Below are 25893 nucleotides of genomic sequence, written 5' to 3'. Positions count from 1 at the left end.
CGTCGGTGGCGGCCGAAAAGGCACGGCATCCGCCGTACGCGCTGCTTGCGCTCCTTCGCGTTGCTCTGACCCGCGAGCCGAGGCAACTGAGAATGTAAATGTTGGACCTTGCGCACATTGTCTATTTTCCCTTAGTCTGATGGCATCACCGGACACGTGATGTTGCATCGTCGGCTCGCCGGGGCAAGCCGGTCTGTCCGGCGAGGAAGGAACCCATGAACATTTCGACAGAGCGGTCAACTGTCCCGGTGGGCCGGCCCGCCGGAACGAGTCTCGGCGGAGCGTCGATCGAGCCGCTCGGCTTCTTCGATTTCGGGGCGGCCGCCGTTCTCGCTTCCGGCCGGCCGTTCTTTCCGGGTATCGGTCCGCTGATCGGGGCGCTCTTCTCGACCCCGACGCCGGCTACCCGATACCCAGAGGATGTGAAGGAATGAACGACGAGTACAGCGGACCGCTGACGGGCCTGCGGGTGGTCGATTCGACCACGTCGTACGCGGGGCCCACCGCGACCATGTACCTGGCCGACCTAGGTGCCACGGTGATCAAGGTCGAGCGTCCCGGGTACGGCGACGACGCGCGAAGCTGGGGGCCGCCTTTCGTCGACGGTGCGTCGGCGTGGTTCGCGTCGGCGAACCGGAACAAGAAGTCGATCGTCGTGGACCTGCGCTCCGAAGCCGGGCGAGATGTGCTGCTGCGACTGCTGGATACCGCCGATGTGTTCTTGCAGAATATGAATCCTGCCAAACTGGTCGGTATGGGAATTGACGGCCACTCCCTTCGCTCCCGTAACCCCCGATTGGTCTACTGCGCGATGTCGGGCTTCGGATTGGACGGCCCGGACAGCGGCCTTCCCGGCTACGACCTGGTGGCCCAGGCGCGTTCGGGTCTGATGTCGGTCACCGGTGAAGCGGGGCGCAGCCCGCAGCGCGTTTCGACGGCGCTGTCGGATGTGGTCACCGGAATGTGCGCCGCGGTCGCGATCAACGCGGCCCTGGTGCGGCAGGCCCGTACCGGCGAGGGCGAGCTCATCGATGTCTCGCTGCTCGATACCGATCTGGCGCTCATGGCGCCCCGGATCGCGGCCTACCACGCCGGTGAGCCGGAGCCCGCGCCCAGCGGCGGCACCGATTCGGTACTCGCGGTCTACCAGCCCTTCGCGGCATCCGATCGGAGCCTGGTGGTGGCGATCGGCAACGATGCCATGTGGCAGCGCTTCTGCTCGGCGGTGAACCTTCCCGAACTCGCCGCCGACCCGGATCTCGCCGACAATGCCGGTCGCCGTGCCCACCGGCCGCGGATCACCCGTGCCGTGGCCGAGCGGATCGCCACCCGAACCGCCGCGGAATGGTTGCGGATCTTCGCAGAGATCGACGTCCCCGCCGCACCGGTGCAGTCGCTGTCGGAGGTGGTGCGGGATCCGCAGGTGCGGGCGCGCGGTGCGCTGATGCCGGTCCCGGGTTCGGGCGGCGAGCTGGTGAGCGTGCACAGTCCATTCCGGCTGGCCTCCGTGGCACCCCGTAACCAGCGGTTCCCGGATCTCGGGGAGCACACCCGCGAAATACTGCTCGACGTCGGTTTTGCCCGCGACGATGTGGAGGCGCTGCTGGAGGCCGGCGCGGTCGGCGCGGCCCGTGCCGAACGTGCGGAGGCCGTGTCGTGACGGTGCTACTGCGCGAAACATCCGGCCCTGTCACGACACTCACCATCAACCGGCCCGAGGTGTTCAACGCCCTCGACGCCGCGGTGCTCACCGCGCTCGTCGCGGCGGCGACCGAGGCGGCCGCGGACCCGGGTGTCCGCGCGGTCGTGCTCACCGGTGCGGGGGAGAAGGCGTTCAGCGCCGGTGCGGATCTGAAAGAGCTCGCGGGTATGGGACCCGACCGGGCCCGGGAGACGATGACCGGCGGGCAGCGGGCGTTCCGGACGTTGGAGCAACTGCCGGTCCCGGTGATCGCCGCGGTCAACGGTCTGGCCCTGGGCGGCGGGTTCGAACTGGTGCTCGCCTCGACGTTCCCGGTGCTGTCCACTCGGGCGTCACTCGGACTGCCGGAGTCCGGGCTCGGGCTCATTCCCGGTTACGGCGGCACGCAGCGTCTTCCCCGTGCCATCGGGGCGCGCGCCGCCGCGCATCTGATGCTCACCGGAACCCGGATCGATGCCGACCGCGCCTACGACCTCGGGCTGACCCCGGTTCCCCCGGTGCCTCCGGAGGAACTGCTGCCGACGGCCGTGGGAATCGCCGAGAAGATCGCGGCGCAGGGCCCGCACGCTGTGCGCTCGATCCTGCACGCCCTGGACGTCGGCCGTGACGCACCGCTCGAGACCGGCCTCGCGGTCGAAACGGGGCTGGCGGCCCTGGCCGTGGCGGGAGATGAATCGACCGAGGGCATCGGCGCTTTCCTCGAGCGCCGGCGGGCCCGGTTCGCCGACCCGGAGGCCGCCTTATGAGCGCCGGGCTTCTCGAGATGGACACCGATCCCGAGGCGTACCTGGCACTGCACGAACTGCTCGACGAACCGGCCGCCGATGCCGCACTGACCGACCGGGAACGTGCGGTCCGTGCGACGACCCGTGAGGTGGTGGCCCACGAGGTCGCGCCGCGGGCGGCCGAACTGGACGCGACCCACACCTTCGCCCACGAGAGTGTGCAGGCGCTGGCCCGAGCCGGGCTGTGCGGGCTGGTTTTTCCCGAACGCCTCGGCGGCAGCGGTGACAGCAATGTCGCCTATGCCGTGGCGATGGAGGAGATCACGGCCGGTTGCGCCGCGACGAGTCTCGTTTTCATGACCCAGATGCACGCGGCGTACCCGATCCTGATCGCGGGCAGCGAGGAACTCCGGCAGCGCTACATTCCGGGTCTACTGGACGGGTCGCGCTACGGCTCGCTGGGGATCACCGAGCCGGGCGCGGGCTCGGATGTCTCGAGCCTGACCACCACCGCCGTCCCCACGTCCGAAGGCTGGACGATGACCGGGCAGAAGACGTTCATCACCAGCGGCGATCGCGCCGACGTGATCATCTGCTTCGCCACCGTCGACCGCACCCGCGGCCGCGACGGGATCACCGCCTTCGTGGTCGAAGGCGGCTGGGAGGGAGTGGAGCGCGGGCAGCCCTTCCACAAGATGGGCATGCACGGTTCGAGTACCGCCGAACTCTTCTTCGACCACGTCGCGGTGCCGCGCGCGAATCTCCTCGGTGACGAGGGACGGGGCTGGTCGGTGGTGATGAATTCCGTGGTCAAATCCCGGATCAGCGCCGCCGCCCAGGGTGTGGGCCTGGCCCGTGCCGCGTACGCGCGCACGCTGGCCGCCCTGACCGCGCGCTACGGCCACCGGCTCGCCGACGAGCACACCTTCGCGCTCGCCGAGCTGCGCGGCCGGATCCTGCAGGGACGGTTGCTCTTGCACGCCGTGGCGCGCCAGGTCGATACGAACCCCCGGGTGACGCCCGGCCAGATCGGGGTCATGAAACAGGCCTGCACCGACCTCGGCTTCCAGGTGTCGGTCGAGGCGGTCCGCATCCTCGGCCCGTACGGCGATCTCGCCGAGCTGGGTGTCGAGCGCTGCCTGCGCGACGCCAAGGTCACCCAGATCTACGACGGCACCAACGAAATCCAGCGGCTGCTCATCGGCCGCGAGACCACCCGCGCGATGAAGGAGCTTCCGTGATGCGATACCTCCGCCTTCGCTCCGGCCTCCGCGGACCGCATGAACCCACTCCGAAGGAGCTTCTATGAATGCGTTGGACGGAAAGGTCGCGATCGTCACCGGCGCCGGCCGCGGCCTCGGCCGGTCCATGGCCTACGCCCTCGCGGAAGCGGGCGCCGCCGTCACGGTCGCCTCCCGGACGGCGGCCGAGCTGGACACCTTCGTCGCCGAGGTCCGCGGGGCCGAGGGCCGGGCGCTGGCCTGCCCGACCGATATCACCGACGAACAGTCGGTCCGGCGGATGGTGCAGGCCACCCTCGACACCTTCGGCCGGGTGGACATCCTGGTGAACAACTCCGGGATCGTCGCCTCCACTCCGCTGGTGGACCAGCCGGCCGACGAATGGGATCGGGTGATCGCGACGAATCTGCGCGGCACCTACCTGGCCACCCGCGCGGTCGGCCCCCATCTCATCGCGCAGGGCGGGGGCAAGGTCGTCAATATCGCGTCCAACTTCGCGTTGCAGGGCGTGGCGAACCACGCGGCATATTCGGCGTCGAAAGCGGGCGTCATCGCCTTCACCCGGTCGATGGCCATCGAATGGGCTCGGCACGGTATCCAGGTCAACGCCATCGCGCCCGGATACTTCGCCACCCCGTTGAACGCCGAACTCCGCGACGACGCCGAGGCCACGGAACGGGTGGTGCGGGCCATCCCGGCGCGCCGGATGGGCGAACCCGACGAGATCCGGCCCTGGCTGCTGCTGCTCGCCGGCAGCGACTCGAATTTCATGACCGGCGAGGTCATCGTCCTCGACGGCGGCCAGAGCGTCCGCTGAGATCCAGGAGAACCAAGTGAGCAACGAGAGCAAAACCGTCGCCATCCTCGGCGCCGGCACGATGGGTTCGGGAATCGCGACCGTCATGGCCCGCGCGGGCTACCGGACCGTACTGTTCGATATCGACGATGCGAACCTGCGGCGCGGAATCGATACCGTGCACGGCTTTTTCGACAAGAGCGTGCGGCTGGGCAAACTGGACGCCGACGCCGGCCGGTCCGCCAAGGACGCGCTCACCGGAACCACCGAGCTCGCCGAACTCGCGCCCTGCGATGTCGTGGTCGAGGCCGTTTTCGAGGACCTGGCGGTGAAGAAGGATCTCTTCGCCCGGCTCGACGAGATCGTCTCGGAGTCGGCACTCCTGCACACCAACACCTCGACGCTGTCGGTCACCGGTATCGCCTCGGGTTCGCGACGCCCGGAGCGGGTGGTCGGCACCCACTACTGCAATCCGGCGCCGCTGATGAAACTGATCGAGGTGGCCGATGGCCGGCACACCGCCGACTGGGCGCACAAGGCCACCATCGAATTCCTGGGCTCGCTGGGCAAGACGAGCGTGGTCACCAAGGACCGGCCGGGATTCATCGTGAACCGCTTCCTTATTCCGTGGGAGAACTCCTGCATCCGCGCGCTGGAGGCGGGGGTGGCCAGCAAGGAGTCGATCGATGCCGCCGTGCTCGGTTCGCTCGGCCATCCGATGGGGCCGTTCCGGCTGCTCGACATCGTCGGGATGGATATCCACCAGCAGGTGGCCACCCGGCTCTACGAACAACTGCGCGATCCGAAGTTCTTCCCGCCACCGATGGTCGAACGCATGGTCGCCGCCGGTGACCTGGGGCGCAAGACCGGCCGCGGCTTCTACACCTACGACGACACCCGGCTGTTCGGGTCCTGAGGAGAGAACATGAGTGAGTCCACTCCCGACTTCGCGACGGTCGGTGTCCTCGGCCTCGGCACCATGGGCGCGGGCATCGCCCAGGTGCTCGCCGCCTCGGGCCGCACGGTCGTCGCTGTCGAAACCGATACCGCCCGTCTCGACGCGGGCCTGGCAACGGTGGCCGCTTTCCTGGACGGGGGGATCGCCCACGGCAAGGTCACCGAGGCGGACAAGCGCGCAGTGCTGGACCGGATCACCGGCACCACCTCGGTCGCGGATCTGCATAGGGCCGACGCCGTGCTCGAATGCGTGACCGAGAACGCCGAGGTGAAGACGGCGCTGTTCACCGAGGTCGCGGCGGTGGTCGGGGACCGGGTCCCGCTGCTCACCAATACCTCCGCGCTGTCGGTCACCGACCTCGCGGCGGGGCTGCCCGACCCGGGCCGCGTCGCGGGACTGCACTTCTTCAATCCGGCGCCGATCATGCGCACAGTGGAGATCGTGCGCGCGCTGCAGAGCGAGGAGGAGTTGATCGATCGGCTGGTGGCACTCGTCGACACGCTCGACGACAAGGTCGCGGTGGTGGTCGACGACCGCCCGGGTTTCCTGATCAACGCGCTGCTGCTGCCCTATCTCAACGATGTCGTGGCCGAGTACGACGAGGGCCTGGCCACCGCCGAGGACATCGATACCGCACTGGAACTGGGTCTGGGCTACAAGACCGGACCACTGAAACTGCTCGACATGATCGGCCTGGACGTGCACCTGCACGCCACGGAGGCCGCCCACGCGGCGACCGGCGATGCCCGTTACGCGCCGCCGCCGCTGCTGCGCCGCATGGTGGCCGCCGGACGGCTGGGTATCAAGGCCGGCCACGGATTCCGCACCGCCCCGTCTCGTGAGGAGAACAACTGAGATGACCTACGACGATATCCGCACCAGCATCGACGGGCCGGTTCTCACCATCACCCTCGACCGGCCCGACGCCGGGAACAAGTTCCGGCACCAGACCTGCCTCGAGCTCTTCGACGCGCTGCAGAAGTTTCGGCTGGACCCGCAGTTGCGTGCGGCCGTCCTGACCGGTGCCGGCGACAAGTTCTTCTGCATCGGCGGGGAACACGACCCGGTCACCTCGCTGGACCAGTCCCAGGTGCTGCCGATCATCGATGTGTACCAGGCGATCGACACCATCCCGAAGCCGATCGTGGCCGCGGTCAACGGTTTCGCGGTCGGCGGCGGCAATGTGCTGCACACCGTCTGCGATCTGAGCATTGCCGCGGAGACCGCGGTGTTCCGTCAGGTCGGCCCGATGGTCGGCAGCTTCGACGCCGGGTACGGCAGCTGGTACCTGGAGGACACCATCGGCCGCAAACGCGCCAAGGAGATGTGGTACCTCAACCGCAAGTACACCGCCGCCCAGGCGCTGGATATGGGACTGGTCAACGAGGTGGTTCCGGCCGCCGAGCTGGCGGCCCGCGCCGCCGAGGTGGCCGCGGAGATCACCACCCGCAGCCCACTGGCCCTGGCCGGTATGAAGGGCGCGTTCTCGGCGCGCCACAACGGTGTCTCAGGGCAGGCGCGGCTGGCGCACGATCAGCAGCTCTCGCTGTACCTGCAGACGAAAGAAGCCCACGAGGTGAGCGCCTCCTTCGGTGAGCGGCGCCGCCCCGACACCGGAAGTTTCTGGTCGTGACCCCGTCCGATACCTGGCGGGGGCCCGCGCTCGATCGGGATCAGCGCGATCTGCGGGAGATGCTCGACGCCTTCGCCGCCGCGCACGACCCGGTGCTCACCGACGCACCGGAGCAGATCGCCGGACTGGTCTCCGAACTCGCCGCGCTCGGTGTCTGGACACTGGGCACCGTCGAGGAGTCCGGTGGTGGTGGCGCCGACAGGGCGACCACGGCACTCGTCTTCGAACGACTCGGCCGCGCCTGGCCGGCGCTGGGCTGGGCCGCGGCGCAGGCCCATACCGCCGTCGATGTGCTCGGCGCCGACGAGCGATTCGCCGAACTCGTCACCGGACTGCATGCCGGTACAGCCGCTGTCGCTGTCGTCGACGCGGCGGCGGCGCAGGTACGGCTCACCCGGGAAGACGGCGCCCTGCGCGGGATCGTGGCCCGGGTGGACGTCGCGGCCGAACGGCCGCATCTGCTGCTGCTCGGCGACACCGATCACGCGGTGTTGCTGCCGCCGGCCGCGCTGACTCCGGACCCACTGCGGCGCACCGGGTTCGGTGGCGCGCTGACCCGCGCCCTGGAAGTCGATGCCCGCCCCGGTGAGTACCACGACCTCGACGGTGTGGACACCGCGGCGGCCCGGCGACGGCTGCGCCTGGGCGCGGCCGCCGTGGCGGCCGGGATCGCGGGCGCGGCGGCCGACGCCGCCGCGGAGTACGCGGCGGGCCGCGAGCAGTTCGGCGCCGCCCTGACCGCGCTGCCCACCGTGCGGGGGGCACTCCTGGATCAGGCCGCGCGAGCGGCGGTGGGCACCGCGGCGGCCTTCGGCGCCGAGGACGAGGTCGCGGTCGTGGCGGCGCTGCGCGAAGCCTGCGAGGGCGCGATCGATGCCGCCGCAAGCGCTCTTCAGGCACACGGGGGATACGGATACCTGACCGAATACGGCGCGGAGCGACGCTTGCGCGACGCGATATCGCTGCGCGCCGCGACGGACCCGGGTGGGGCGGCCACCGCCGTCGCCCGGGCGCTGACCGGGCTCCCGTCCACTCCCACGGCAATCAGGAAGGACGCGTCGTGAGTGCATCCACGTTCAGACCGCTGACCGAGGTTCTCGACGGTCAGTACACCCCGGTCGACGACGCCACGGCCGCACAGTGGCGGGCGGCGGGCTGGTGGGAGAACCGCTCCATCCGTTCGCTGCTCACCGAGGCGGCCGAGCGGCATCCGGACCGGGTCGCGTTGGTCGGACGTCGCAGCGACGGCCGCCGCGAGACCCGGACCTACCGCGAGTTCGACCGCAACGCCCACCGTGCCGCCGCGGTGTTCGCCTCGCTCGGTGTGGGTGTCGGCGATGCCGTCGTGCTCATGCTGCCGAACTGGGTCGAGTACGCCGAAATGGTGTTCGGGATCAACGAGACCGGCGCGATCTACGCCGGTATCCCGGTCGCCTACGGGGAGAATCAAGCCGCCGCCATCCTGCGCCGTAGCAAGGCGAAAGTGCTCGTCATCCCGCGGCGCTGGCGCAGCAGCGAACACCTCGAACTGTCCCGCAGGCTGCGCGCCCAGATCCCCACTCTCGAGCATGTGCTCGTCCTCGACGACGACGGCACCGGCCTGCGCGATGGTGAATCGCTGTGGTCCGCTCATTCCGGCGTGCCGGATCGGGCGTTCGCCGACCCCGAGCCGGGCCGGTTGTGCTACCTCGGGTTCACCTCCGGCACCACGGGTGAGCCGAAGGGGGCCATGCACAGTCACGACACCCTGATCTACGCGGCCCGCCGGCAGGCCGAACACGTGGGGACCTCCCGGTGGGGAGACCCGATGGTCCAGCTCGTCGCCTCACCTGCCGGTCACCACACCGGCTTCGAATGGGGCATCGTCATGACGGTGCTGCTGTGCGGCACCGCGGTGCATGTGGACCGCTGGGATCCGGCCTGGGGTGCCGAGGTGATCAGAGATGAGGGGATCACCTCCTTCTTCGGGGCGCCGACCTTCCTGCAGGACATGATGCGCACGGATCTCGCGGGTGACCCGGACTGCCCGCTGCGCTGCCTGATCATCGCGGGATCGTCGGTGCCGCGAAACCTGCCGGCCCAGGCGGCTGCCGCGCTCGGCGCCTATATCGCCCCGGCCTGGGGGCTGACCGAGTGCAGCATCATGAGTTCCTGTACGCCGCTGGAGCCGGAGGCCATCCAGCGGACCGACGGGTCGATCTTCGCCGGCTCAGCGGTCATGGTCGTCGATGTCGACGGGAACGAAGTACCGGCGGGCACCGTCGGCGACCTGCTGATGCGTGGTCCCGGTGTGGTGTTCGGCTACTTCGACCGGCCGGACGCGACGGAGGATGCCTACCTGCCGGGCCTGTGGTTCCGGACGGGTGACCGGGCCAGTGTGGACGAGCACGGCTGGTTGTCGCTGCACGGGCGTACCAAGGACATCATCATCCGCGGCGGCGAGAACATTCCGGTCACCGATGTGGAGTCCGCGATCTTCGACCATCCCGACATCTTGAACACCGCCGTGATCGGTGTCCCCGACGAGCGACTCGGTGAACGGGTCTGCGCGGTGGTGGTCGTCAAGGAAGGCGCGCCCGCGCTCACGGTGGACTCTCTCGCGCAATACCTCCTCGCGCAGGGGCTTTCCAAGCACTATCTGCCGGAGCGCATCGTGAGTCTCGCCGAACTGCCGATGACGCCGAGCGGAAAGATCCAGAAGTTCAAGCTACGGGAGATGATCGCATGATCGACGCCGGACTCCCGCTCGCGGGCGTGAAGGTCCTCGACCTGTCGACACTGCTGCCGGGTCCGCTGGCCACGCTGATGCTGGTGGACGCCGGCGCCGATGTCGTCAAACTCGAACGGCCCGGCCGCGGTGACGAAATGCGGACCTACGAACCGAAATTCGGCGAGGCCAGCGCCAACTACGCGGTCCTGAACCGGGGCAAACGCGCCTACGGGGTGGACTTCAAGGACCCGGCGCAGCGCGACCGGGTGCTCGAACTCGCCGCCGAGGCCGATGTGGTCGTGGAGCAGTTCCGTCCGGGTGTGGCCGACCGGCTCGGCCTCGGCTACGACGCGATCGCGGCGATCAACCCGCGCGTGGTCTACTGCTCGATCACCGGTTACGGTCCGTCCGGCCCGCTGGCCCCGCGAGCCGGCCACGACCTGAACTATCTCGCGGAGTCGGGACTGCTGGGTGTGGTCACCGACTCCACCGGACGGCCCTCGCTGCCGGTCTCCGTGCTCGCCGATATCTCGGCCGGTACCTATCCGGCGGTGGTCAACATCCTGCTGGGGCTGCGGCAGGCCGAACGCACCGGTAAGGGCAGCCACCTCCAGGTGTCGATGGCCCACAACCTGCAGGTGCTGGCCTACGGCTATATCGCCGCCCACCAGGCCGGCGGCGCCTGGCCCCGGCCCGGTGCGGAGCAGCTGACCGGCGGAAGCCCGAGATACCACATCTATCCCACGTCCGATGGCCGCCATGTGGCCTGTGCCGCATTGGAACAGAAGTTCTGGGACCGGCTGGTCGAACTCGTCGGCCTGGACGAAAAGTTTCACGACGACGCAGGCCAGGAGCCGGCTGTCACCGCCGCGCTGGGCGAGGTCTTCGTCCGGCAGCCGGCCGCCTACTGGCGGGAACTGTTCGACGGCGAGGACGTCTGCACCGCCGTGGTCGCCACCTGGGACGAGGCGGTCGAATCCGCTCTCGTCGACACCGATGCGCCGGAGCGGGTATCGCGGCCCGGCGCACCGGGGGAGTCCTTCGCGACCCTGGCGAGCCCGCTGGACCCGGCCTTGCGGCGGGCGGGCGGCACCCTGCCGTATCCGGCGCTGGCGTCGCTGCCCGGCACCTCGCCCTGGCCCTGACCGACGCGGGGCGCTGCCCCGGCCGTCGGCGGCCACCTTTCACTACTTCGAACAGGAATTCGTCATGTGTGCTGCACTGGTCAAGGAATTCGGGCCGCCCTCGGCCCTAGTGGTCGAGGAAGTGCCCGATCTCGTCTCCGGCCCCGGCGAGGCCGTCCTCGCGGTCGGCGCGGTCAGCGTCGACTTCCCGGACATCCTGTCCGGACCGCGGGGTCGTGGAATTCGGCGTGACCGTGCCCGACCAGCACAGGGCGATCGTCCAACGCGGCACCGAAACGCTTCTCGTGGCACGGAGGAACAATGACCGAGGCGTACGTCTACGCGGCGGCGCGCACCCCGTTCGGGCGTTTCGGTGGCGCACTCGCCGGCGTACGCCCCGATGATCTCGCCGCGACTGCCGTGACGGGTGTTCTGGGCAAGGCACCCGCGCTCGACCCGGCCGAGATCGGCGATGTGGTGTGGGGCAACGCGAACGGAGCGGGCGAGGACAACCGCAATGTCGGGCGGATGGCCGCCCTGCTGGCCGGATTGCCGACCTCGGTACCGGCGACGACCGTGAACCGGCTGTGCGGCTCGTCCCTGGACGCGGCGATGTTCGCCTCCCGCGGTATCGAAACCGGTGACGTGGATATCGCGCTGGCCGGCGGGGTCGAGTCGATGACCCGGGCACCGTGGGTGCTGCCCAAACCGGCCCGCGCCCATCCCGCGGGCGATATGACCGCGGTATCGACCACGCTGGGCTGGCGCCTGGTCAATGCCCGGATGCCGGCCGAATGGACCGCGTCGCTCGGCGAGTGCAACGAACAACTCGCCGACCGGTTCGGTATCTCCCGGGAACGCCAGGACGAGTTCGCGGTGCGTTCGCACACACTGGCCCATGCCGCGTGGGAAGCGGGACATTACGACGATCTGGTGGTCCCGGTCCCCGATGCCGTCCTCGCCCGCGACGAGGGAATCCGGCCGGATTCCGATCCGGTGCGGTTGGCCCGGCTGAAGCCGTCGTTCCGGACGGGCGGGACGATCACCGCGGGCAACGCGAGCCCGTTGAGCGACGGCGCGTCGGCGCTGCTGCTCGGTTCCGCGGCGGCGGCCGACCGAATCGGCAGATCACCACTCGCGCGTATCGCGGGCCGGGGAACCTGTGCTCTCGATCCCCAGGACTTCGGGATCGCGCCCGTCGCGGCCGCCGAGGCCGCGCTCGCCAGGGCCGGGATCGACTGGCCGGATGTGGCGGCGGTGGAACTGAACGAAGCCTTCGCCGTCCAGGCGCTGGCCTGTGTCGACGCCTGGAAGATCGACCCGGATGTCGTCAACACCTGGGGCGGCGCGATCGCCATCGGTCATCCGCTGGGCGCTTCCGGCGCCCGGATCCTCGGCACCCTCGCCGGACGGCTGATCGCCGAGGGACAGCGGTGGGGAGTCGCCGCCATCTGCATCGGCGTCGGTCAGGCGCTGGCCGTCGTACTTGAGAACATCGCATCGGAATCGGAGACACGATGAATCTGCCAACCACAGTGGGGGTCTACGGGGGCGGCCGGATGGGCGCGGGTATCGCGCACGCCTTCCTGCTCGCCGGCGCCGAGGTGACCGTCGTCGAGGCGGAGCCGGACGCGGTGACCGCGGCCCGCGGCCGGGTGGAGTCGAGTCTGGCGACGGCCGCGGCGCGCGGCGCGCTCACCGGGGCGCCCGAAGCGGTGGCCGCCCGGCTCACGGTCACCACCGACGCCTCGGCCCTGGCAGCATCCGGTCTCGTGGTGGAGGCAGTCCCGGAGATCGCCGACCTGAAGGCGACCGTGCTGGGGCGGATCGAGAAGGAGGCCCCCGATGCCGTCGTGGCCACGAATACCAGCTCACTGTCGATCGACGGGCTGGCGGCGCAGTTGACGCGCCCGGCCACTTTCCTGGGCCTGCACTTCTTCAACCCGGTGCCCGCCAGTGATCTGGTGGAGATCGTGGTCGGCAGCAGCACCGGCGCCGCGGTGGTCACCGAGGCCCGGAGCTGGGTGGCGGCGCTCGGCAAGACCGCGATCACGGTCACCGACTCGCCGGGATTCGCCTCCTCGCGGCTGGGTGTCGCGATCGCCCTGGAAGCCATGCGGATGCTCGAGGACGGCGTCGCCTCCGCGGCGGATATCGACGCGGCGATGACGCTGGGCTACAAACACCCGATGGGGCCGCTGCGCACGACCGATGTGGTCGGTCTGGACGTCCGCCTCGCCATCGCCGAACACCTCGCCCGTGAGGTCGGTGCCCGATTCGAGCCGCCGGCGATTCTGCGGGAGAAGGTCGCCGCGGGACACCTGGGCCGGAAGACGGGCCAGGGCTTCTACACCTGGTGAGCACGCCGTGGCCGGGCGGCCGGTGCGCGGCGGACGCCGATCCGTCCGGTGCCGCGCCCGGCCGGCAGCCGGTGGCCGGCTTCAGCTCTGTGGTGTTCCGTTGGCGCGGGCTTCGACTGCCTCGACCGTCTTGTGGAACGCATTCCGCAGCATGCCTCGGCCGACCGACCCGACCACGGCTCCCAGCGCCCGGCCGGCCACATTCTTCCCCTCGCGGACCACGACGACATCCACGTCGGTCTTTCCGTCCGGGCGGGGTGTGAACTGGTAGGTGTGGCCGGAACGGCCACCCCACAGGTTGGAGTCGGTGGTCGTCATGACCACCCGATGCGGATTCGACCAGTCGTAGTGCAGGCGTTCCCAGATTCCGCGCGATCCCTCCGTGACGTCGGCTTCGGTGGGGCCGCGGGTGTGCACCTCGAGGTATTTGTCCGTGCTGTTCCCGAACAGTTCCTCGCGGCCCGGCCCGAAATCGGTGAGTGCGGCGACGAACTGTTCGGGTGTCGCGTCGGTCGTTTCCGTGAAGTGGAGAGTGGCCATGGGTGCTCCTGTGTTCGCGGTGGCTTCGTCTCGGTGACCAGGAACTACGCGTGTCCTTCCAGGATAGGAACCGAGCGGGGCCGGGGGAACGCCGGCGGTGTCGCCGGACACACGGGCCGCCGGTTCGCGCCGGAATGTCGGGGGTGTGGCGTAGGCAGGGGGCATGACAGCCTCCGCCGCGGTATCGGGCCCGGTCCGGCCCACACCGGGACCCCGCTTGCTGGACATCCGTCGCCTGTGGGCCGAACCGGACGCGCTGGCGAGCCCGCGCGGGCAGCAGGTGCGGGCGCGCTTCCCCGACGCCGAGATCATCCCCGTCGCCTCCCACTGGCAGATCGACCGGTTGCACGGCAACGCGGGCAATATCGACCGATGGATCCGGGTCAAGACCGAGGACCTGGTGCTCGGGGTCAAGAAATCGCTGACGGCCCGGGAGAACGGGCGTTCGGCGGACTGGATCGCCCCCTCCACCTCCAACGGCTGCGCGATGGCGTGTGCCTACTGCTACGTTCCCCGCCGCAAGGGCTACGCCAACCCGATCACGGTATTCACCAATATCGACAAGATCATCGGCTATCTCGGCCGGCACGTGCGCCGGCAGGGACCCAAGACCGTGCCGAACCAGTGCGATCCCCACGCGTGGGTCTACGACCTGGGGGAGAACAGCGACTGCTCGATCGACGCACTGGTCAGCGACAATGTCGCCGACCTGATCACGGCGTTCCGGGACTGGCCCACCGCGAAGGCCTCGTTCGCCACCAAATACGTCAACCGCGATCTGCTCGACATGGATCCTCGTTGGCGGACCCGGATCCGATTCTCGCTCATGCCCGAGGCCGACTCCCGGCTGCTCGATCTGCGCACCACGCCGATCCGGCAGCGCATCGCCGCGATCGACGACTTCGTGGCGGCGGGCTACGAGGTCCACGTCAACTTCTCCCCGGTCGTCGTCCGCCCCGGCTGGGAGGAGGACTGGGGCGAGCTACTGGAGCTGCTCTCCGACGGCACCGGGCCCGCCTTCAAGGCGCAGGCGGCCGCGGAGATCATCATGCTCACCCACAACGAACAGTTGCACGAGGTCAATCTCGGCTGGCATCCCAAGGCCGAGGACCTGCTGTGGCAGCCGGCCGTCCAGCAGGCCAAACGCTCCGGTTCGGGGATGTGGAACGTGCGCTACCGCAACAATGTGAAAGCCGCCGGGGTCGCTACCCTCACCGGCCTCATCGCCGAGCGGACGCCCTGGCTGACGGTGCGCTACGCATTCTGAGGTGTCCGGCGACCGAGCCGCCCCCGATGCCCAGTGCGCGGCGTGTTGCTCCGGAGTCGACGCTCCGCGACGCGGCGGAGCAGTCGAAGGCACAGATGGCCGCGGACAACCCGATGTCGCGCAGGGGAACCCCGGCCGAAGTCGTCCGGGTGGTGCTGTTCCTCGCGTTCGACGCCATCTACACGACCGGTGCCGAACTCGTCGTGGACGGCGGTGGTTCGCAGCTCTGAGAACTGCCGATTCCGATGACCGGAACGCCGCCGGGGGTCGGCCCACCCGGCGGCGTCCGGCATCCGGGTCAGACGGGGATCGGGGCCGCGGTCACCGTGGCCGCGATGGCGGCGGCCAGTTCCGCGCCCTTGATCTCGAAGTGGCGGGTGAAGTACTCCAGATGCTCGGCGTGTTCGTGGAAGTGATGCGGGGTCAGAACCGCCGAGAAGACCGGTACATCGGTGTCGAGCTGTATCCGCATCAGCGCGTCCACCACGGTCGCCGCGACGAAGTCGTGCCGGTAGATACCGCCGTCCACCACCAAGGCGCAGCCCGCGATGCCCGCGTACCGGCCGGTGGTGGCCAATTGTTTGATCCGCAACGGGATTTCGAAGGCGCCGGGGACTTCGAACACCTCGATATCGACGATGCCGCGTTCGGTGAGCCCGGCTCGGCAGGCCGCGACGGCCCGGCCGACGATCTCGGCGTGCCACCGGGCGGCGACGAGTGCGATGCGGTTCGGTGTGGGTGACATTCTGTTCCTCCTGCTCGCTGTGTCACCCAGGGCATGACGACGCGAACAGGAGACACCCGCGGGCGGGCACTCCGGTGCCGCGTTCTCTTTCATCCGGACTGTGACCGTCGGCTCCGGGATCACACCGGAATCTGCTCGACCCACGGCGTCCGAGGACACCGTGGCGCTCGCGGGCTCGTGCACCGGATCCGACCGGATGCCATGACCGCCGGTGGGGAATTCCACCCCGCCCTGAGAACGTGTACGAAACGGACAGTAACAATGCCGCGACCCCGGGACAACCCGGTGGCTGTCCACCCGGCCCCGGGCGGTCATGTGTGCGGGAGATGCGCGCGGTGGTCGTAGTACAGCAGGCGGTAGCCGCCGGCCTCCTCGGCCCATGCGGTGACCGAGGCGTTTCCGGCCAACCCCTGGGCGGCGACGGCGAGCGTCCCGGCGTCGTCGAGGTGCTCGAGCAGGCGGCGCAGCAGCAGGATCACCGCGTCGTGCGCGACGATGAGGACCCGGCGATGCCGGGTATCGGCGGCGATGCGATCGAGCACCCCCGTCATCCGGGCGGCGACATCGTGGAAGGATTCGCCGCCGGGCGGCCGGTAACCGAGCGGGTCGGCCTGTTCGGCCGCGTACTGCTCGGGGTAGCGCTCCCGGACCTCCGAGACGGGAATATGGGCCAGCGTGCCGCGGAACCGGTCGTACAGACGCGGGTCGGTCACCCGGCGGGGCAGCGCGACGCCGGCCGCCCGGAGTTCGGCTTCCGCGAGTTGCCAGGTCTGTACGGCCCGGCGATACGGGGAGCACAGGACGATTTCCGGAAGCTGCTCCGGCGGCAGCGCGGCAGCCCATCGCCCGAGGGCGACCGCCTGGCGCTTTCCGAGATCGGTCAGCTCGATGACCATATCGTCGGATTCGGCGGGGGTCGCGGGCCGGATACCGGCATTGATGGTGCTCTGGCCGTGCCGGACCGCGTAGAGCAGGCGGGGGCTGGGGTGGTCCAGATGCGTAGCGGAATAATCGGGCGCATCGGAAGTTTCGGGATCGGTGGTCGGCTGCGTGCTCATACCCAGAGGATGTACCGGGAGACGCCGTGGTGCCGGAATTTCCGGGATACCGCGGCGGAGGCACGGGCCGATCGCGAAACGCGGATCCGGCATTACGCGGGCATGCCCACCTCGTCCGGGGTCTTGTCGGTGCGCAGGCCTCTCCAACTCGGATGCCGGAGCCCTTCGCCGGTGTACTCGCGGTACTCGATATCGCCGACGAGCACCGGATCCACCCAATGCGGGGTCCCGGGACGGCCGAAGCGTCCCGGGGTCAGGGGGAACAGCGCCTCGGCGCGGGCGATCTCGTCGAGCCTGGCCCGCAGCGCCCGGCGCGCGGCCGTCGTGAACCCGGTACCCACATTGCCGATGTGCACCAACCGTCCGTCGGCGTCGTGGGCGGCGAGGATCAGCGATCCGAAGGTCGCGCCCGCCGAGCCGGTGCCGGCGGTCCAGCCGGCCACGACGGCCTCGGTGGTCTTGCGGATCGGGGTCTTGATCCAGGACCGGGAGCGGCTGCCGGGAAGGTAGGTCGAGTCGAGGCGTTTGGAGATGATGCCTTCCAGCCCGTTGTCCCGTGCCGCGGCGAGCAACCGGTCGGCGGGGGCGTCCACCCAGTACGGCGGAGTCTGCACCGGCGCGGTGTCCAGTGCGAGCGCCTGCAGGCGGTCGCGACGGTCGAGGTAGCTCAGCCCGGTCACGTCCGCACCGGCGTCGGCGAGGATGTCGAACAGGAACAGCTGTACCGGTACCGCACCGATCAGCGCCCGGCCCGGCCGTACCACGTGCATACGGCGCTGCAGTAGGCGGAACGACGGCACACCGGCCGGGGTCTGGGCGATGATCTCGCCGTCGAGCACCAGGTCCCGGCCACCGAGGTGGCCGGTGAGGGCGGTGACCAGGTCGGGATAGGAGCCGGTGATCTCGCGGCGGTTGCGGCTGTAGAGGCGGCAGTCCGCGCCCGCGCAGATCACGATGGCGCGGACCCCGTCCCATTTCATCTCCACCGCCCAGTCCGGGCCGTCCGGCGGGCGGCCCGAGGTGGCGAGCATCGGCGCCGGGACCGCCGCCCGGTCCGCGGGGCTCAGTGGCCGGTGCTCCGGCCGGCGGCCACGGCCCCGGGCGCGTTCGGGCGCCACCGCAGTGCCGCGGCCCTGCCCCGGCCGCGTTCGAACTCGCCCGCCATGCCTACCTCCCGCTCGACGAAGCCGGATAAAGCCTGGTCGGGCGCAGAATACGGCGTGTACACCCGGTGGCCGGGCAGACACGCGGGGTTGCGTTCCAAGCCGGTCGAGGATCCGGGAACCGGATCGGGCTTTCGGGTCGGGTCTCGGTGCGGCATTCGGAAACCCGTCCTACATCCGCCCCGCGCTATGAGACCGTCCGCCCGTGGTCCTGAGCCGACGCCCGGCGCTGCCCCGCCAACGGCTCTACGGCCCCGAGCCCAGGCCGGGCTCGGGGCCGGCAACGGCTTGTCCGGTCCTCGGGATGCTACCTGTGCGAATGCCCTAGGCGATGCGTTCGAAAACCGCCGCCAGTCCCTGCCCGCCGCCGATGCACATGGTTTCCAGGCCGTAGCGGCCCTCGCGGCGGTCCAGTTCGCGCAGCAGGGTGGCGAGGATGCGGGCGCCGGTGGCGCCCACCGGGTGACCCAGGGAGATTCCCGAACCGTTGGGGTTGAGGCGTTCGTCGTCGGGCTCGATCTTCCAGTTGCGCAGGACCGCGAGGGTCTGCGCGGCGAATGCCTCGTTCAGCTCGATGACCGACATATCGTCGAGCGTCAGATCCGCTCGCGCCAAGGCTTTCTCGGTCGCGGGCACCGGACCGATACCCATGGTGCGCGGCGGTACTCCGGCGGCGGCCCAGGAGGCGAGGCGGGCGAGTGGCCGCAGGCCCAGGGCGCGGGCGCGGGCGGCGGTGGTGACGATACAGAGCGCGGCCCCGTCGTTCTGACCGCTGGCGTTACCGGCGGTCACAGTGGCGTCGGGATCGACACCGCCGCGGATCGGGCGCAGTTTCGCCAGGGCTTCCACGGTGGTGTCGGCGCGGGGGTGTTCGTCGGTGTCGACCAGGATCGGGTCCGATTTCCGCTGTGGCACCGCCACCCCGACGATCTCGTCGGCGAAGCGGCCGGCCTGCTGGGCGGCGACGGCCCGCTGGTGCGACTGCACCGCCAGCGCGTCCTGCTCCGCCCGGCCGATGGAGTATTCGGCGCGTAGATTCTCCGCGGTTTCGATCATGCCGCCCGGGACCGGGAAATTGCTGCCGCCCGCGCTGATCCGGGCTCGGGCCAGCCGGTCGCTCAGGGCTATACCGTCGCCTTTGACGCCCCAGCGCATATCGGTGGCGTAGAACTCGGCCCGGCTCATGGATTCCGTACCGCCGGCCAGCACCAGGTCGCTGCCGCCGGTGGCGACCTGCATACACGCCTGCAGGACGGCCTGTAGTCCCGAGCCGCAGCGCCGGTCGACCTGCAGGCCGGGCACCTCGACGCCGAGCCCGGCGTCCAGCGCCGCGATCCGGCCGATCGCCGGCGCCTCGCCGTTGGGGGAGGCCTGGCCGAGGACGACGTCGTCGATCTGGTCCGCGGACAGGCCGGTGCGGTCGAGGAGTTCGGTGATCAGGCCGGCGGCCAGGGTTTCCGGGGCGACATCTTTGAACACCCCGCCGAACCGGCCCACCGGGGTGCGCAGGGGTTCGCAGATGACGGCGTCGATCATGGCATTCCTTCGTCGTACTCAGGCGCGGTTCTGTACCTGCGCGAGATCGGTGCTGATGGCCGCGGCCGTGGCCAGCAGCGGGGGCAGCAGGTCGGCCCGTACGCTCGCGGCGGTGTACCGGGCGGCGTGGGTGGAGATGTTCACCGCGGCGCACACCGTGCCGGTGTGGTCGCGGATGGGGGCGGCCATCGAGCGCAACCCCTGCTCGAGTTCCTGGTCGACCAGGCAGTAGCCGGATTCCCGGGTGCGGTGTACCTGTTCGCGCAGTTCGTCGGCGGTGAGGACGGTGCGGTCGGTGAGCGGGGTGAGGCTCACTTTCGCGAGGTACTCCTCGAACGCCGCCTCGGGGAGCCCGGCCAGTAGTACCCGGCCCATCGAGGTGCTGTAGGCGGGGAAGCGCGTCCCGATGGTGATGGAGACGGTCATGATGCGGCTCACCGGTACGCGGGCCACATAGACGATGTCCTCACCGTCGAGGATGGAGACCGAGGTCGATTCGTGTACCTGGTTGGCGAGGCTCTCCAGATGGGGCCCGGCGACCTCGGGCAGGCTCAGACTCGACAGATAGCTGTAGCCGAGTTCCAGTACGCGGGGGGTGAGCCAGAACAGTGAGCCGTCGGTGCGCACGTAGCCCAGTTCCACCAGGGTCAACAGGAAGCGGCGCGCGGTCGCCCGGGTCAGGTCGGTGGCCTTGGCGACCTCGCTGAGCGTGCGCCGGGGATGGCCGGCGTCGAAGGAGCGGATCACGGCGAGGCCGCGGCCCAGCGACTGCACGTAGTCCGGTGAGGGTTCGGTCATGATCGATGTGTTTCCTCGTCGGCGGGTCCGGCCGCGGTGTCGTCGGCCGGGCGGGACCCGACACCGTCGGCCAGTGCCGCCTTGCCGAGTCCGAAGGCGAGGTTACTGTTCGGCACACCCGCGTAGACCGCGGTGTGCAGGAACACCTCGGCGAGCTCGGCCGGCTCGAGCCCGGCCCGCAGTGCCGCGCGGATGTGCATATCGAGCTCGTGGGTGTTGCCCACGGCAGTGAGTACAGCGAGGGTGAGCAGCCGCCTGGTGTGCTGATCCAGGCCGGGCCGGCTCCAGATATCGCCCCAGGCGGTGCGGGTGATGAAATCCTGGAACGGCTCGGTGAATTCGGTGGTTCCGGCCACGGCGCGGTCGACGTGGGCGTCCCCGAGTACCGCGCGCCGCATCCGCATCCCCCGCTCGAATGCCGCGGTGCGTTCACTCCGGCCGGCGATATGCGCGGTGATCAGCGCCGACACCTGTCCGGCCTGTTCGACATTGGCCAGGTGGGCGGCGGGATCGAGCACGTGCAGTACGGAATTCGCGATCCCGTCGGCGAGGGCGCGCATATCGCCGGGTGTGGTGGCCGGGTCCTGGGCACCGGCGATCACCAGGGTGGGGGCCGTGATCCGGGCGAGATCGGGGCGCCCGTCCCACTGTGCGAGGGCGACACAGCAGGCGGCGTAGCCCGCGTCCGGCGTGGCGGCGACCATAGCCCGGCTGCGGGCGATGAGTTCGGGGTCCCGGGCGGCGAGGCCGGCGGTGAACCAGCGGCCCACCACGGCTTCGGCGAGAGATCCGGTGCCCTCGGCGCGTACCGCGGCAGCCCGGTCGAGCCAGGTCTGCGGGGTACCGAATTTCGCGGCGGTGCAGAGCAGGGTGAGGGTGTGGATCCGGGTGGGATGGTAGGCGGCGATCCGCTGGGCGACCGCACCGCCGAGCGACAACCCGACCAGGTGCACCGCGTCGCGGCCCAGCCGGTCCAGCAGCGCGAGTACATCACCGGCTAGTTCGGCGACGGTGTAATCGCCTGCCGGAGAGGGGGATTCGCCGTGCCCGCGCAGCTCGACCGCGAGTATCCGGTGGCCGGCGGCCAGCGCGGCGATCTGCGGGTCCCACATGGACCGGTCCGAACCGAGCGAGCCCAGCAGGACTACGGTCGGCGCGTCACCGGTGGGGCCGAAAGCCCGGTAGGAGAGTTCGACGCTCGTGGTCGGATCCGCTGCGGTCGACGCCATATCACCTGTTCCGTTCGGTTCGTTCTCGGTCGCGTCCCCGGGTTACTGTGGCCCGGCGGTTTCGTGGGTGGCCGGACCGTCGACCTCGTCACCGCGTTCGCCGAGGACCCGCGTGACGAAATCGGCCGCATGGCCCAGATATCCGGCGGGGTCCAGCAGTTCCCGGACCCGGTCCGCGCCGAGGTATGCGACGATCTCGGGGTCGCTGTCCAATGCCGGTGGGTCGGCGGTGGCCGCGGCGGTGACGATCTCGCGCGCCCGCTCGGTGTGTTCGGACAGTGCCGCGGTCACCCGCTCGGCCAGCAGCAACCCGCCGGTGACCGTGAGATTGCGCGACATCGCCGCGGGATCGACCCGCAGCCCGGTCAGGCTCTGGGCCAGCCGGTGGGCGGCGCCGCCGGTCAGGCGGAGCAAGTCGGTGACAGTTTCCCATTCGGCGTGCCAGGCTCCGGCGGCCCGCTGCATTTCGTGGTCCATCGCGCCGAGCGCGGTCGCGACCAGCCCGGGGACACGCCGGGCGGCGGCGCGCGCGGTGATCGCGGCCACCGAGTTCCGCTTATGAGGCATCGCCGACGAACCGCCGGGCGAATCCTCGCTCACCTCACCGATTTCGGTAGCGGACAGCGCCACGATATCGGTGGCGATCTTGCTCACCGCGCCGGCGGCCACGCCCAGGGCGGTGGCGAGTTCGGCGAGGGGTGTGCGGTCGGTGTGCCACGGCACCCGCTGCGGCGCCAGCCCCAGTTCCGCCGCGAGCGCGTCGGCGATCGCCGGACCGTGCGGGTACAGCGCCGCGAGAGTCCCCGCGGCACCGCCGAACTGGACCGGCAGGTCGGCCAGCGCGGCGGTGACCGAGCCCGCCGCCCGGTCGAGTGCGGCGCACCAGCCGGCCGCCAGCGCACCGAAGGTGGTGGGCAGCGCCTGCTGACCGAGGGTGCGCGCGGCCATCGGGGTGTCCCGGTGATCGCGGGCCAGGGTCGCGGCGGAGTCCGCCGCGGCGCGCAGGTCGTCGACGACCAGTGTGCCGGCCCGCTGGGCCAGCAGCGAGAGGGCGTTGTCGAGGATGTCCTGGCTGGTGGCGCCCTTGTGGACGGCCGCCGGTGGCACATTCGCCGCCGCGCAGGCCCGGCGCAGTTCGCCGACGAGCGGAATGACCGGGTTGCCGCCGGCCACCGCGGCACCGCCGAGCTGCTCGGGGTCCAGTCGTCCGGCCAACTCTGGTCCGGCCGCGTCGATGACGTTCGCGTATTCCTCGTCGAGCACCCCGGTGGCGGCCTGGGCGCGGGCCAGCGCGCACTCGACCTGGATCAGTGCGGTGATCCAGGCGCGGTCGGACAGGGTGGCGCCGAGCTCGGCCGCCCCGAAAAGCGGATCGAACAGCTCTCCACGCGGCACTCGGATCCTCCTAGAAGTGGAAGAACGGCGTCTCGGCGCCGTCCGGATCGGCGTCCTGTACGACGATGTCGAGGTGGTAACCCTCGGCGGTGGCGGTGGCGATCAGCTTGTGCCGCTGGGCCGCCGGGAGTGCGGACAGCACGGGATCGGCGGCGTTGGCGGACTCTTCGTCGGCGAAGTAGAGCCGGGTGACCAACCGGTTGAGCATGCCGCGCGCGAAGATCGACACGTTCAGATGGGGCGCTTCGGTTTCCCCGTCGCCGACCAGGGCCCCGGGTTTCACCGTGGTGAACCGGACGGTACCGGTCGGGTCGGCGGGGCACCGGCCGAATCCGCGGAAACCGGGGTCGGTCTGCGGGCGCGGGTCGTCCGGATGCTGGAATACGCCCTCGCGATTGGCTTGCCAGATCTCCACGAGCGCGTCCGCGACGGGGGTCCGGCCCCCGTCGCGGACTGTCACTGTGACGGTGATGGCGCCGTCCGTGCCGGGGGCCACCACATCGGGGCCGTCCGGCCAGGGCAGTCCGATGTGGAGGAAGGGGCCCACGGTCTGCGACGGAGTGGGGCCGAACTCCGCCGTGGTGAAATCGCCGGCGGTCACCGGATAGCGGGGGGCGAAATCGGTGTCATTCATCGTGGTCGTCGTCCTCCTCGAACGGGGTCGCGTCGCGGCCGCGCAGCACGATGTCGAACCGGTAGCCCACCGCCCAGTTGTCGGTGGTGGCCTCGTAGTCGAATGCGCTCACCATGCGCTGGCGGGCGCCGTCGGGAACCGAGTTGTAGATCGGGTCCTGGAAGAACATCGGGTCGTCCGGAAAATACATCTGGGTGACCAGGCGCTGGGTGAAGGCGCGCCCGAACAGCGAGAAATGGATATGCGCGGGGCGCCACGCATTGTGGTGGTTGCGCCACGGATAGATGCCCGGCTTGATCGTGGTGAACGAGTAGTGTCCGTCGCTGTCGGTGAGTACCCGGCCGACGCCGTCGAAATGCGGGTCCAGCGGGGCCGGCCATTGGTCGCCCTGGTGCCGGTAGCGCCCAGCGGCATTGGCCTGCCAGACCTCGACCAGGGTGTTCGGTACCGGTTTGCGGTCACTGTCGAGGACCCGGCCGTGGACGACGATGCGCTGCCCGGCCGCCTCGCCGCCGCGGGTCAGCGTCAGGTCGGCGTCCGCCGCGGCGACCCGGCCTTCGCCGAGCACCGGACCGGTGAGTTCGCCGAGTCGCTGGGGGAGCAGGATCAGCGGCTGTTTCGGGTGACGGAGGGCGGTGGTGCGGTAATCGGCGAAGTCGAGCGGTGCTTCCTCGTCCTTGTCGATACCGCGGTACCGCGGGGGCAGTTGGAGCATGCGCGACCTCGCGTTCGGGATGTGGACATTGCTACGGGATGCGAACAGCATAGGACCCGGTTCGGGCGGGATCAATCACCGTGCGCTGCGTTCACTATACGCACATGAGTTCACATTCCGCACAAATCTGGTTACTGTGGACCGCGTGATGGACAAAGTCATTGCCACAGCCGCCGAAGCGGTCGCCGATATCCCCGACGGCGCGTCCCTGGCCGTCGGTGGATTCGGACTGGTCGGGATCCCGGAAATATTGATCAACGCGCTGCTCGAACAGGGCGCCACCGACCTGGAGGTCGTCAGCAACAACTGCGGGACCAATGGCTTCGGCCTCGGTGTGTTGCTCGCGGCGCACCGCATCCGCCGCACCATCAGCTCCTATGTCGGCGCCAACGAGGAATTCGCCCGCCAGTACCTGTCCGGCGAACTCGAGGTCGAACTGACCCCACAGGGCACCCTCGCCGAGCGGATGCGGGCCGGGGGCGCCGGTATTCCGGCGTTCTTCACCCCCGCCGGGGTCGGAACCCAGGTCGCCGAGGGCGGACTTCCGCTTCGCTACGACGGCGCGGGTGGGATCGCGGTGGCCTCCCCGCCGAAGGAGACCCGGGTGTTCGACGGCGTCACCTATGTGCTCGAGCGGGGGATCGTCACCGACTACGCGCTGGTCCACGCCTGGAAGGGTGACCGGCACGGCAACCTCGTCTATCGCGCCAGCGCCCGCAACTTCAACCCGCCCGCGGCCGCGGCCGGCCGGATCACCATCGCCCAGGTGGAGCATCTGGTGGAACCCGGCGAACTGGACCCCGACCAGGTGCACACCCCGGGGATCCAGGTCCAGCGGGTTGTCCCCGCCGGGAAGGTCGAAGTAGGAATCGAGAACAGGACGGTGCGCGCATGACGCTGACCCGCGAACAGATGGCGGCCCGGGTCGCCGCCGAACTCGAAGACGGCCAGTACGTCAACCTCGGCATCGGGATGCCGACGCTGGTGCCCAACTATCTGCCCGGCGACATCACCGTCGTACTGCATTCGGAGAACGGTGTCCTCGGGGTGGGCCCGTATCCGACCGAGGACGAACTCGATCCCGAACTGATCAATGCCGGCAAAGAAACCATCACCGTGCTGCCCGGCGCCTCGTTCTTCGATTCCGCGCAGTCCTTCGGCATGATCCGCGGCGGCCAGGTGGATGTGGCGGTGCTGGGCGCCATGCAGGTCAGCGTGCGCGGTGATCTGGCCAACTGGATGATTCCGGGCAAGATGGTCAAGGGGATGGGCGGCGCCATGGACCTGGTGCACGGTGCCCGGCGGGTGATCGTGATGATGGACCACGTCTCGCGGTCGGGGGAGCCCAAGATCGTCGAAGAGTGCACGCTGCCGCTGACCGGTCTGGGCTGTGTGGACCGGATCATCACCGATATGGCCGTGCTCGACGTGACCGAGCGTGGACTGGTGCTGCTGGAAACCGCTCCCGGGGTCACCATCGCCGAAGTCCGGGCGGCCACGGGGGCGGTGGTCGAGGTCGACGATGCACTGGTCGAACGGGTCGGCTGAGGGCGATGCCGTGAGT

At 69.9% G+C, this 25893-nt stretch carries 28 protein-coding genes and 1 riboswitch; of the genes, 17 read left to right on the top strand and 11 right to left on the bottom strand.

Features of this window, described 5'->3' with window-relative positions; translation table 11 throughout:
* Positions 1–215: 215 nt before the first annotated feature.
* The 11 genes from IG75_RS0107320 to IG75_RS0107270 all read left to right on the top strand — a co-directional run bounded on the left by IG75_RS0107320 (position 216) and on the right by IG75_RS0107270 (position 10910).
* Complete coding sequence (locus IG75_RS0107320; protein WP_156058691.1) at positions 216–434, top strand: hypothetical protein; 219 nt, start codon at positions 216–218, stop codon at positions 432–434.
* The gene (locus tag IG75_RS0107315; RefSeq protein WP_030520393.1) at positions 431–1660 is read left to right on the top strand and encodes a CaiB/BaiF CoA transferase family protein; all 1230 of its coding nucleotides are present in this window, start codon (positions 431–433) and stop codon (positions 1658–1660) included. The genes IG75_RS0107320 and IG75_RS0107315 overlap by 4 nt, the downstream gene beginning before the upstream one ends.
* Complete coding sequence (locus IG75_RS0107310; RefSeq protein ID WP_030520392.1) at positions 1657–2448, top strand: enoyl-CoA hydratase/isomerase family protein; 792 nt, start codon at positions 1657–1659, stop codon at positions 2446–2448. Before IG75_RS0107315 ends, IG75_RS0107310 begins: the two co-directional genes overlap by 4 nt.
* Complete coding sequence (locus IG75_RS0107305) at positions 2445–3668, top strand: acyl-CoA dehydrogenase family protein (RefSeq protein ID WP_030520391.1); 1224 nt, start codon at positions 2445–2447, stop codon at positions 3666–3668. The genes IG75_RS0107310 and IG75_RS0107305 overlap by 4 nt, the downstream gene beginning before the upstream one ends.
* A 64-nt stretch (positions 3669–3732) precedes the next feature.
* Complete coding sequence (locus IG75_RS0107300) at positions 3733–4485, top strand: SDR family NAD(P)-dependent oxidoreductase (protein WP_030520390.1); 753 nt, start codon at positions 3733–3735, stop codon at positions 4483–4485.
* A gap of 16 nt (positions 4486–4501) precedes the next feature.
* Positions 4502–5380, top strand: a complete 879-nt coding sequence (locus IG75_RS0107295) for a 3-hydroxyacyl-CoA dehydrogenase family protein (protein ID WP_030520389.1) — start codon at positions 4502–4504, stop codon at positions 5378–5380.
* A 9-nt stretch (positions 5381–5389) separates the two neighbouring features.
* On the top strand, positions 5390–6277 hold the full coding sequence (locus tag IG75_RS0107290; protein ID WP_030520388.1) for a 3-hydroxyacyl-CoA dehydrogenase family protein: 888 nt from the start codon (positions 5390–5392) through the stop codon (positions 6275–6277).
* 1 nt (position 6278) lies between these two features.
* On the top strand, positions 6279–7055 hold the full coding sequence (locus IG75_RS0107285; protein WP_030520387.1) for an enoyl-CoA hydratase-related protein: 777 nt from the start codon (positions 6279–6281) through the stop codon (positions 7053–7055).
* Positions 7052–8119 (top strand): acyl-CoA dehydrogenase family protein, encoded by a 1068-nt coding sequence (locus tag IG75_RS0107280; RefSeq protein WP_030520386.1) that lies wholly within the window; start codon positions 7052–7054, stop codon positions 8117–8119. Before IG75_RS0107285 ends, IG75_RS0107280 begins: the two co-directional genes overlap by 4 nt.
* Positions 8116–9783 (top strand): AMP-binding protein, encoded by a 1668-nt coding sequence (locus IG75_RS0107275; protein WP_030520385.1) that lies wholly within the window; start codon positions 8116–8118, stop codon positions 9781–9783. The genes IG75_RS0107280 and IG75_RS0107275 overlap by 4 nt, the downstream gene beginning before the upstream one ends.
* Entirely contained in the window at positions 9780–10910 is a 1131-nt protein-coding gene (locus IG75_RS0107270) for a CaiB/BaiF CoA transferase family protein (protein WP_030520384.1), read from the top strand. Before IG75_RS0107275 ends, IG75_RS0107270 begins: the two co-directional genes overlap by 4 nt.
* Positions 10911–11016: 106 nt before the next feature.
* Here IG75_RS0107270 and IG75_RS38985 read toward each other — a convergent pair whose 3' ends face one another.
* Positions 11017–11181 (bottom strand): hypothetical protein, encoded by a 165-nt coding sequence (locus tag IG75_RS38985; protein ID WP_156058689.1) that lies wholly within the window; start codon positions 11179–11181, stop codon positions 11017–11019.
* Positions 11182–11210: 29 nt separating this feature from the next.
* Between IG75_RS38985 and IG75_RS0107260 the strand changes: the two genes are divergently transcribed.
* Both IG75_RS0107260 and IG75_RS0107255 read left to right on the top strand, forming a co-directional pair.
* Positions 11211–12410 carry a thiolase family protein gene (locus IG75_RS0107260; protein ID WP_030520383.1) on the top strand — a complete coding sequence of 400 codons (1200 nt, stop codon included), beginning with the start codon at positions 11211–11213 and terminating at the stop codon, positions 12408–12410.
* Positions 12407–13249 (top strand): 3-hydroxyacyl-CoA dehydrogenase family protein, encoded by an 843-nt coding sequence (locus IG75_RS0107255; RefSeq protein WP_030520382.1) that lies wholly within the window; start codon positions 12407–12409, stop codon positions 13247–13249. The genes IG75_RS0107260 and IG75_RS0107255 overlap by 4 nt, the downstream gene beginning before the upstream one ends.
* Positions 13250–13330: 81 nt before the next feature.
* Here IG75_RS0107255 and IG75_RS0107250 read toward each other — a convergent pair whose 3' ends face one another.
* Positions 13331–13789 (bottom strand): SRPBCC family protein, encoded by a 459-nt coding sequence (locus tag IG75_RS0107250; RefSeq protein ID WP_030520381.1) that lies wholly within the window; start codon positions 13787–13789, stop codon positions 13331–13333.
* Positions 13790–13952: 163 nt separating this feature from the next.
* On the opposite strand from IG75_RS0107250, the gene IG75_RS0107245 reads away from it, so the two are divergent.
* Entirely contained in the window at positions 13953–15056 is a 1104-nt protein-coding gene (locus tag IG75_RS0107245) for a spore photoproduct lyase family protein (RefSeq protein ID WP_030520380.1), read from the top strand.
* Between the two features lie 26 nt (positions 15057–15082).
* A complete protein-coding gene (locus IG75_RS0107240; protein WP_030525788.1) occupies positions 15083–15286 on the top strand; it encodes an SDR family oxidoreductase in 204 nt (67 codons plus the stop codon).
* A gap of 68 nt (positions 15287–15354) precedes the next feature.
* Here the strand turns inward: IG75_RS0107240 and IG75_RS0107235 are convergent, their stop codons facing one another.
* The 9 genes from IG75_RS0107235 to pcaH form a co-directional block, all read right to left on the bottom strand.
* The gene (locus IG75_RS0107235; protein WP_030520379.1) at positions 15355–15801 is read right to left on the bottom strand and encodes a 6,7-dimethyl-8-ribityllumazine synthase; all 447 of its coding nucleotides are present in this window, start codon (positions 15799–15801) and stop codon (positions 15355–15357) included.
* 77 nt (positions 15802–15878) lie between these two features.
* A riboswitch (FMN riboswitch) is annotated at positions 15879–16044 on the bottom strand.
* A gap of 68 nt (positions 16045–16112) precedes the next feature.
* Positions 16113–16859, bottom strand: coding sequence for a histidine phosphatase family protein (locus IG75_RS0107230; protein WP_162183777.1), 747 nt, complete (start codon positions 16857–16859; stop codon positions 16113–16115).
* Between the two features lie 92 nt (positions 16860–16951).
* The gene (ligD, locus tag IG75_RS0107225) at positions 16952–17890 is read right to left on the bottom strand and encodes a non-homologous end-joining DNA ligase (RefSeq protein ID WP_030520377.1); all 939 of its coding nucleotides are present in this window, start codon (positions 17888–17890) and stop codon (positions 16952–16954) included.
* A gap of 456 nt (positions 17891–18346) precedes the next feature.
* On the bottom strand, positions 18347–19558 hold the full coding sequence (locus IG75_RS0107220) for an acetyl-CoA C-acetyltransferase (protein WP_030520376.1): 1212 nt from the start codon (positions 19556–19558) through the stop codon (positions 18347–18349).
* Between the two features lie 18 nt (positions 19559–19576).
* The gene (locus tag IG75_RS0107215; protein ID WP_030520375.1) at positions 19577–20356 is read right to left on the bottom strand and encodes an IclR family transcriptional regulator; all 780 of its coding nucleotides are present in this window, start codon (positions 20354–20356) and stop codon (positions 19577–19579) included.
* Positions 20353–21585 carry a bifunctional 3-oxoadipate enol-lactonase/4-carboxymuconolactone decarboxylase PcaDC gene (gene pcaDC, locus IG75_RS0107210; RefSeq protein WP_036512258.1) on the bottom strand — a complete coding sequence of 411 codons (1233 nt, stop codon included), beginning with the start codon at positions 21583–21585 and terminating at the stop codon, positions 20353–20355. The genes IG75_RS0107215 and pcaDC overlap by 4 nt, the downstream gene beginning before the upstream one ends.
* Before the next feature lie 42 nt (positions 21586–21627).
* The gene (locus IG75_RS0107205) at positions 21628–22986 is read right to left on the bottom strand and encodes a lyase family protein (RefSeq protein ID WP_156058687.1); all 1359 of its coding nucleotides are present in this window, start codon (positions 22984–22986) and stop codon (positions 21628–21630) included.
* Between the two features lie 4 nt (positions 22987–22990).
* Positions 22991–23614 carry a protocatechuate 3,4-dioxygenase subunit alpha gene (gene pcaG, locus IG75_RS0107200; protein WP_030520372.1) on the bottom strand — a complete coding sequence of 208 codons (624 nt, stop codon included), beginning with the start codon at positions 23612–23614 and terminating at the stop codon, positions 22991–22993.
* A complete protein-coding gene (gene pcaH, locus IG75_RS0107195) occupies positions 23607–24329 on the bottom strand; it encodes a protocatechuate 3,4-dioxygenase subunit beta (RefSeq protein WP_030520371.1) in 723 nt (240 codons plus the stop codon). The genes pcaG and pcaH overlap by 8 nt, the downstream gene beginning before the upstream one ends.
* 148 nt (positions 24330–24477) lie before the next feature.
* Here pcaH and IG75_RS0107190 point away from each other — a divergent pair, with 148 nt between their 5' ends.
* A complete protein-coding gene (locus tag IG75_RS0107190; protein ID WP_030520370.1) occupies positions 24478–25224 on the top strand; it encodes a CoA transferase subunit A in 747 nt (248 codons plus the stop codon).
* Entirely contained in the window at positions 25221–25877 is a 657-nt protein-coding gene (locus IG75_RS0107185; RefSeq protein WP_030520369.1) for a CoA transferase subunit B, read from the top strand. Before IG75_RS0107190 ends, IG75_RS0107185 begins: the two co-directional genes overlap by 4 nt.
* Positions 25878–25893 lie beyond the last annotated feature (16 nt).

The sequence above is a fragment of the Nocardia rhamnosiphila NBRC 108938 genome, assembly GCF_000720425.1.
Lineage (GTDB): Bacteria > Actinomycetota > Actinomycetes > Mycobacteriales > Mycobacteriaceae > Nocardia > Nocardia rhamnosiphila.
Note: the sequence above shows the minus strand (reverse complement) of the source record. Positions and strands in the feature narration are given on the sequence as shown.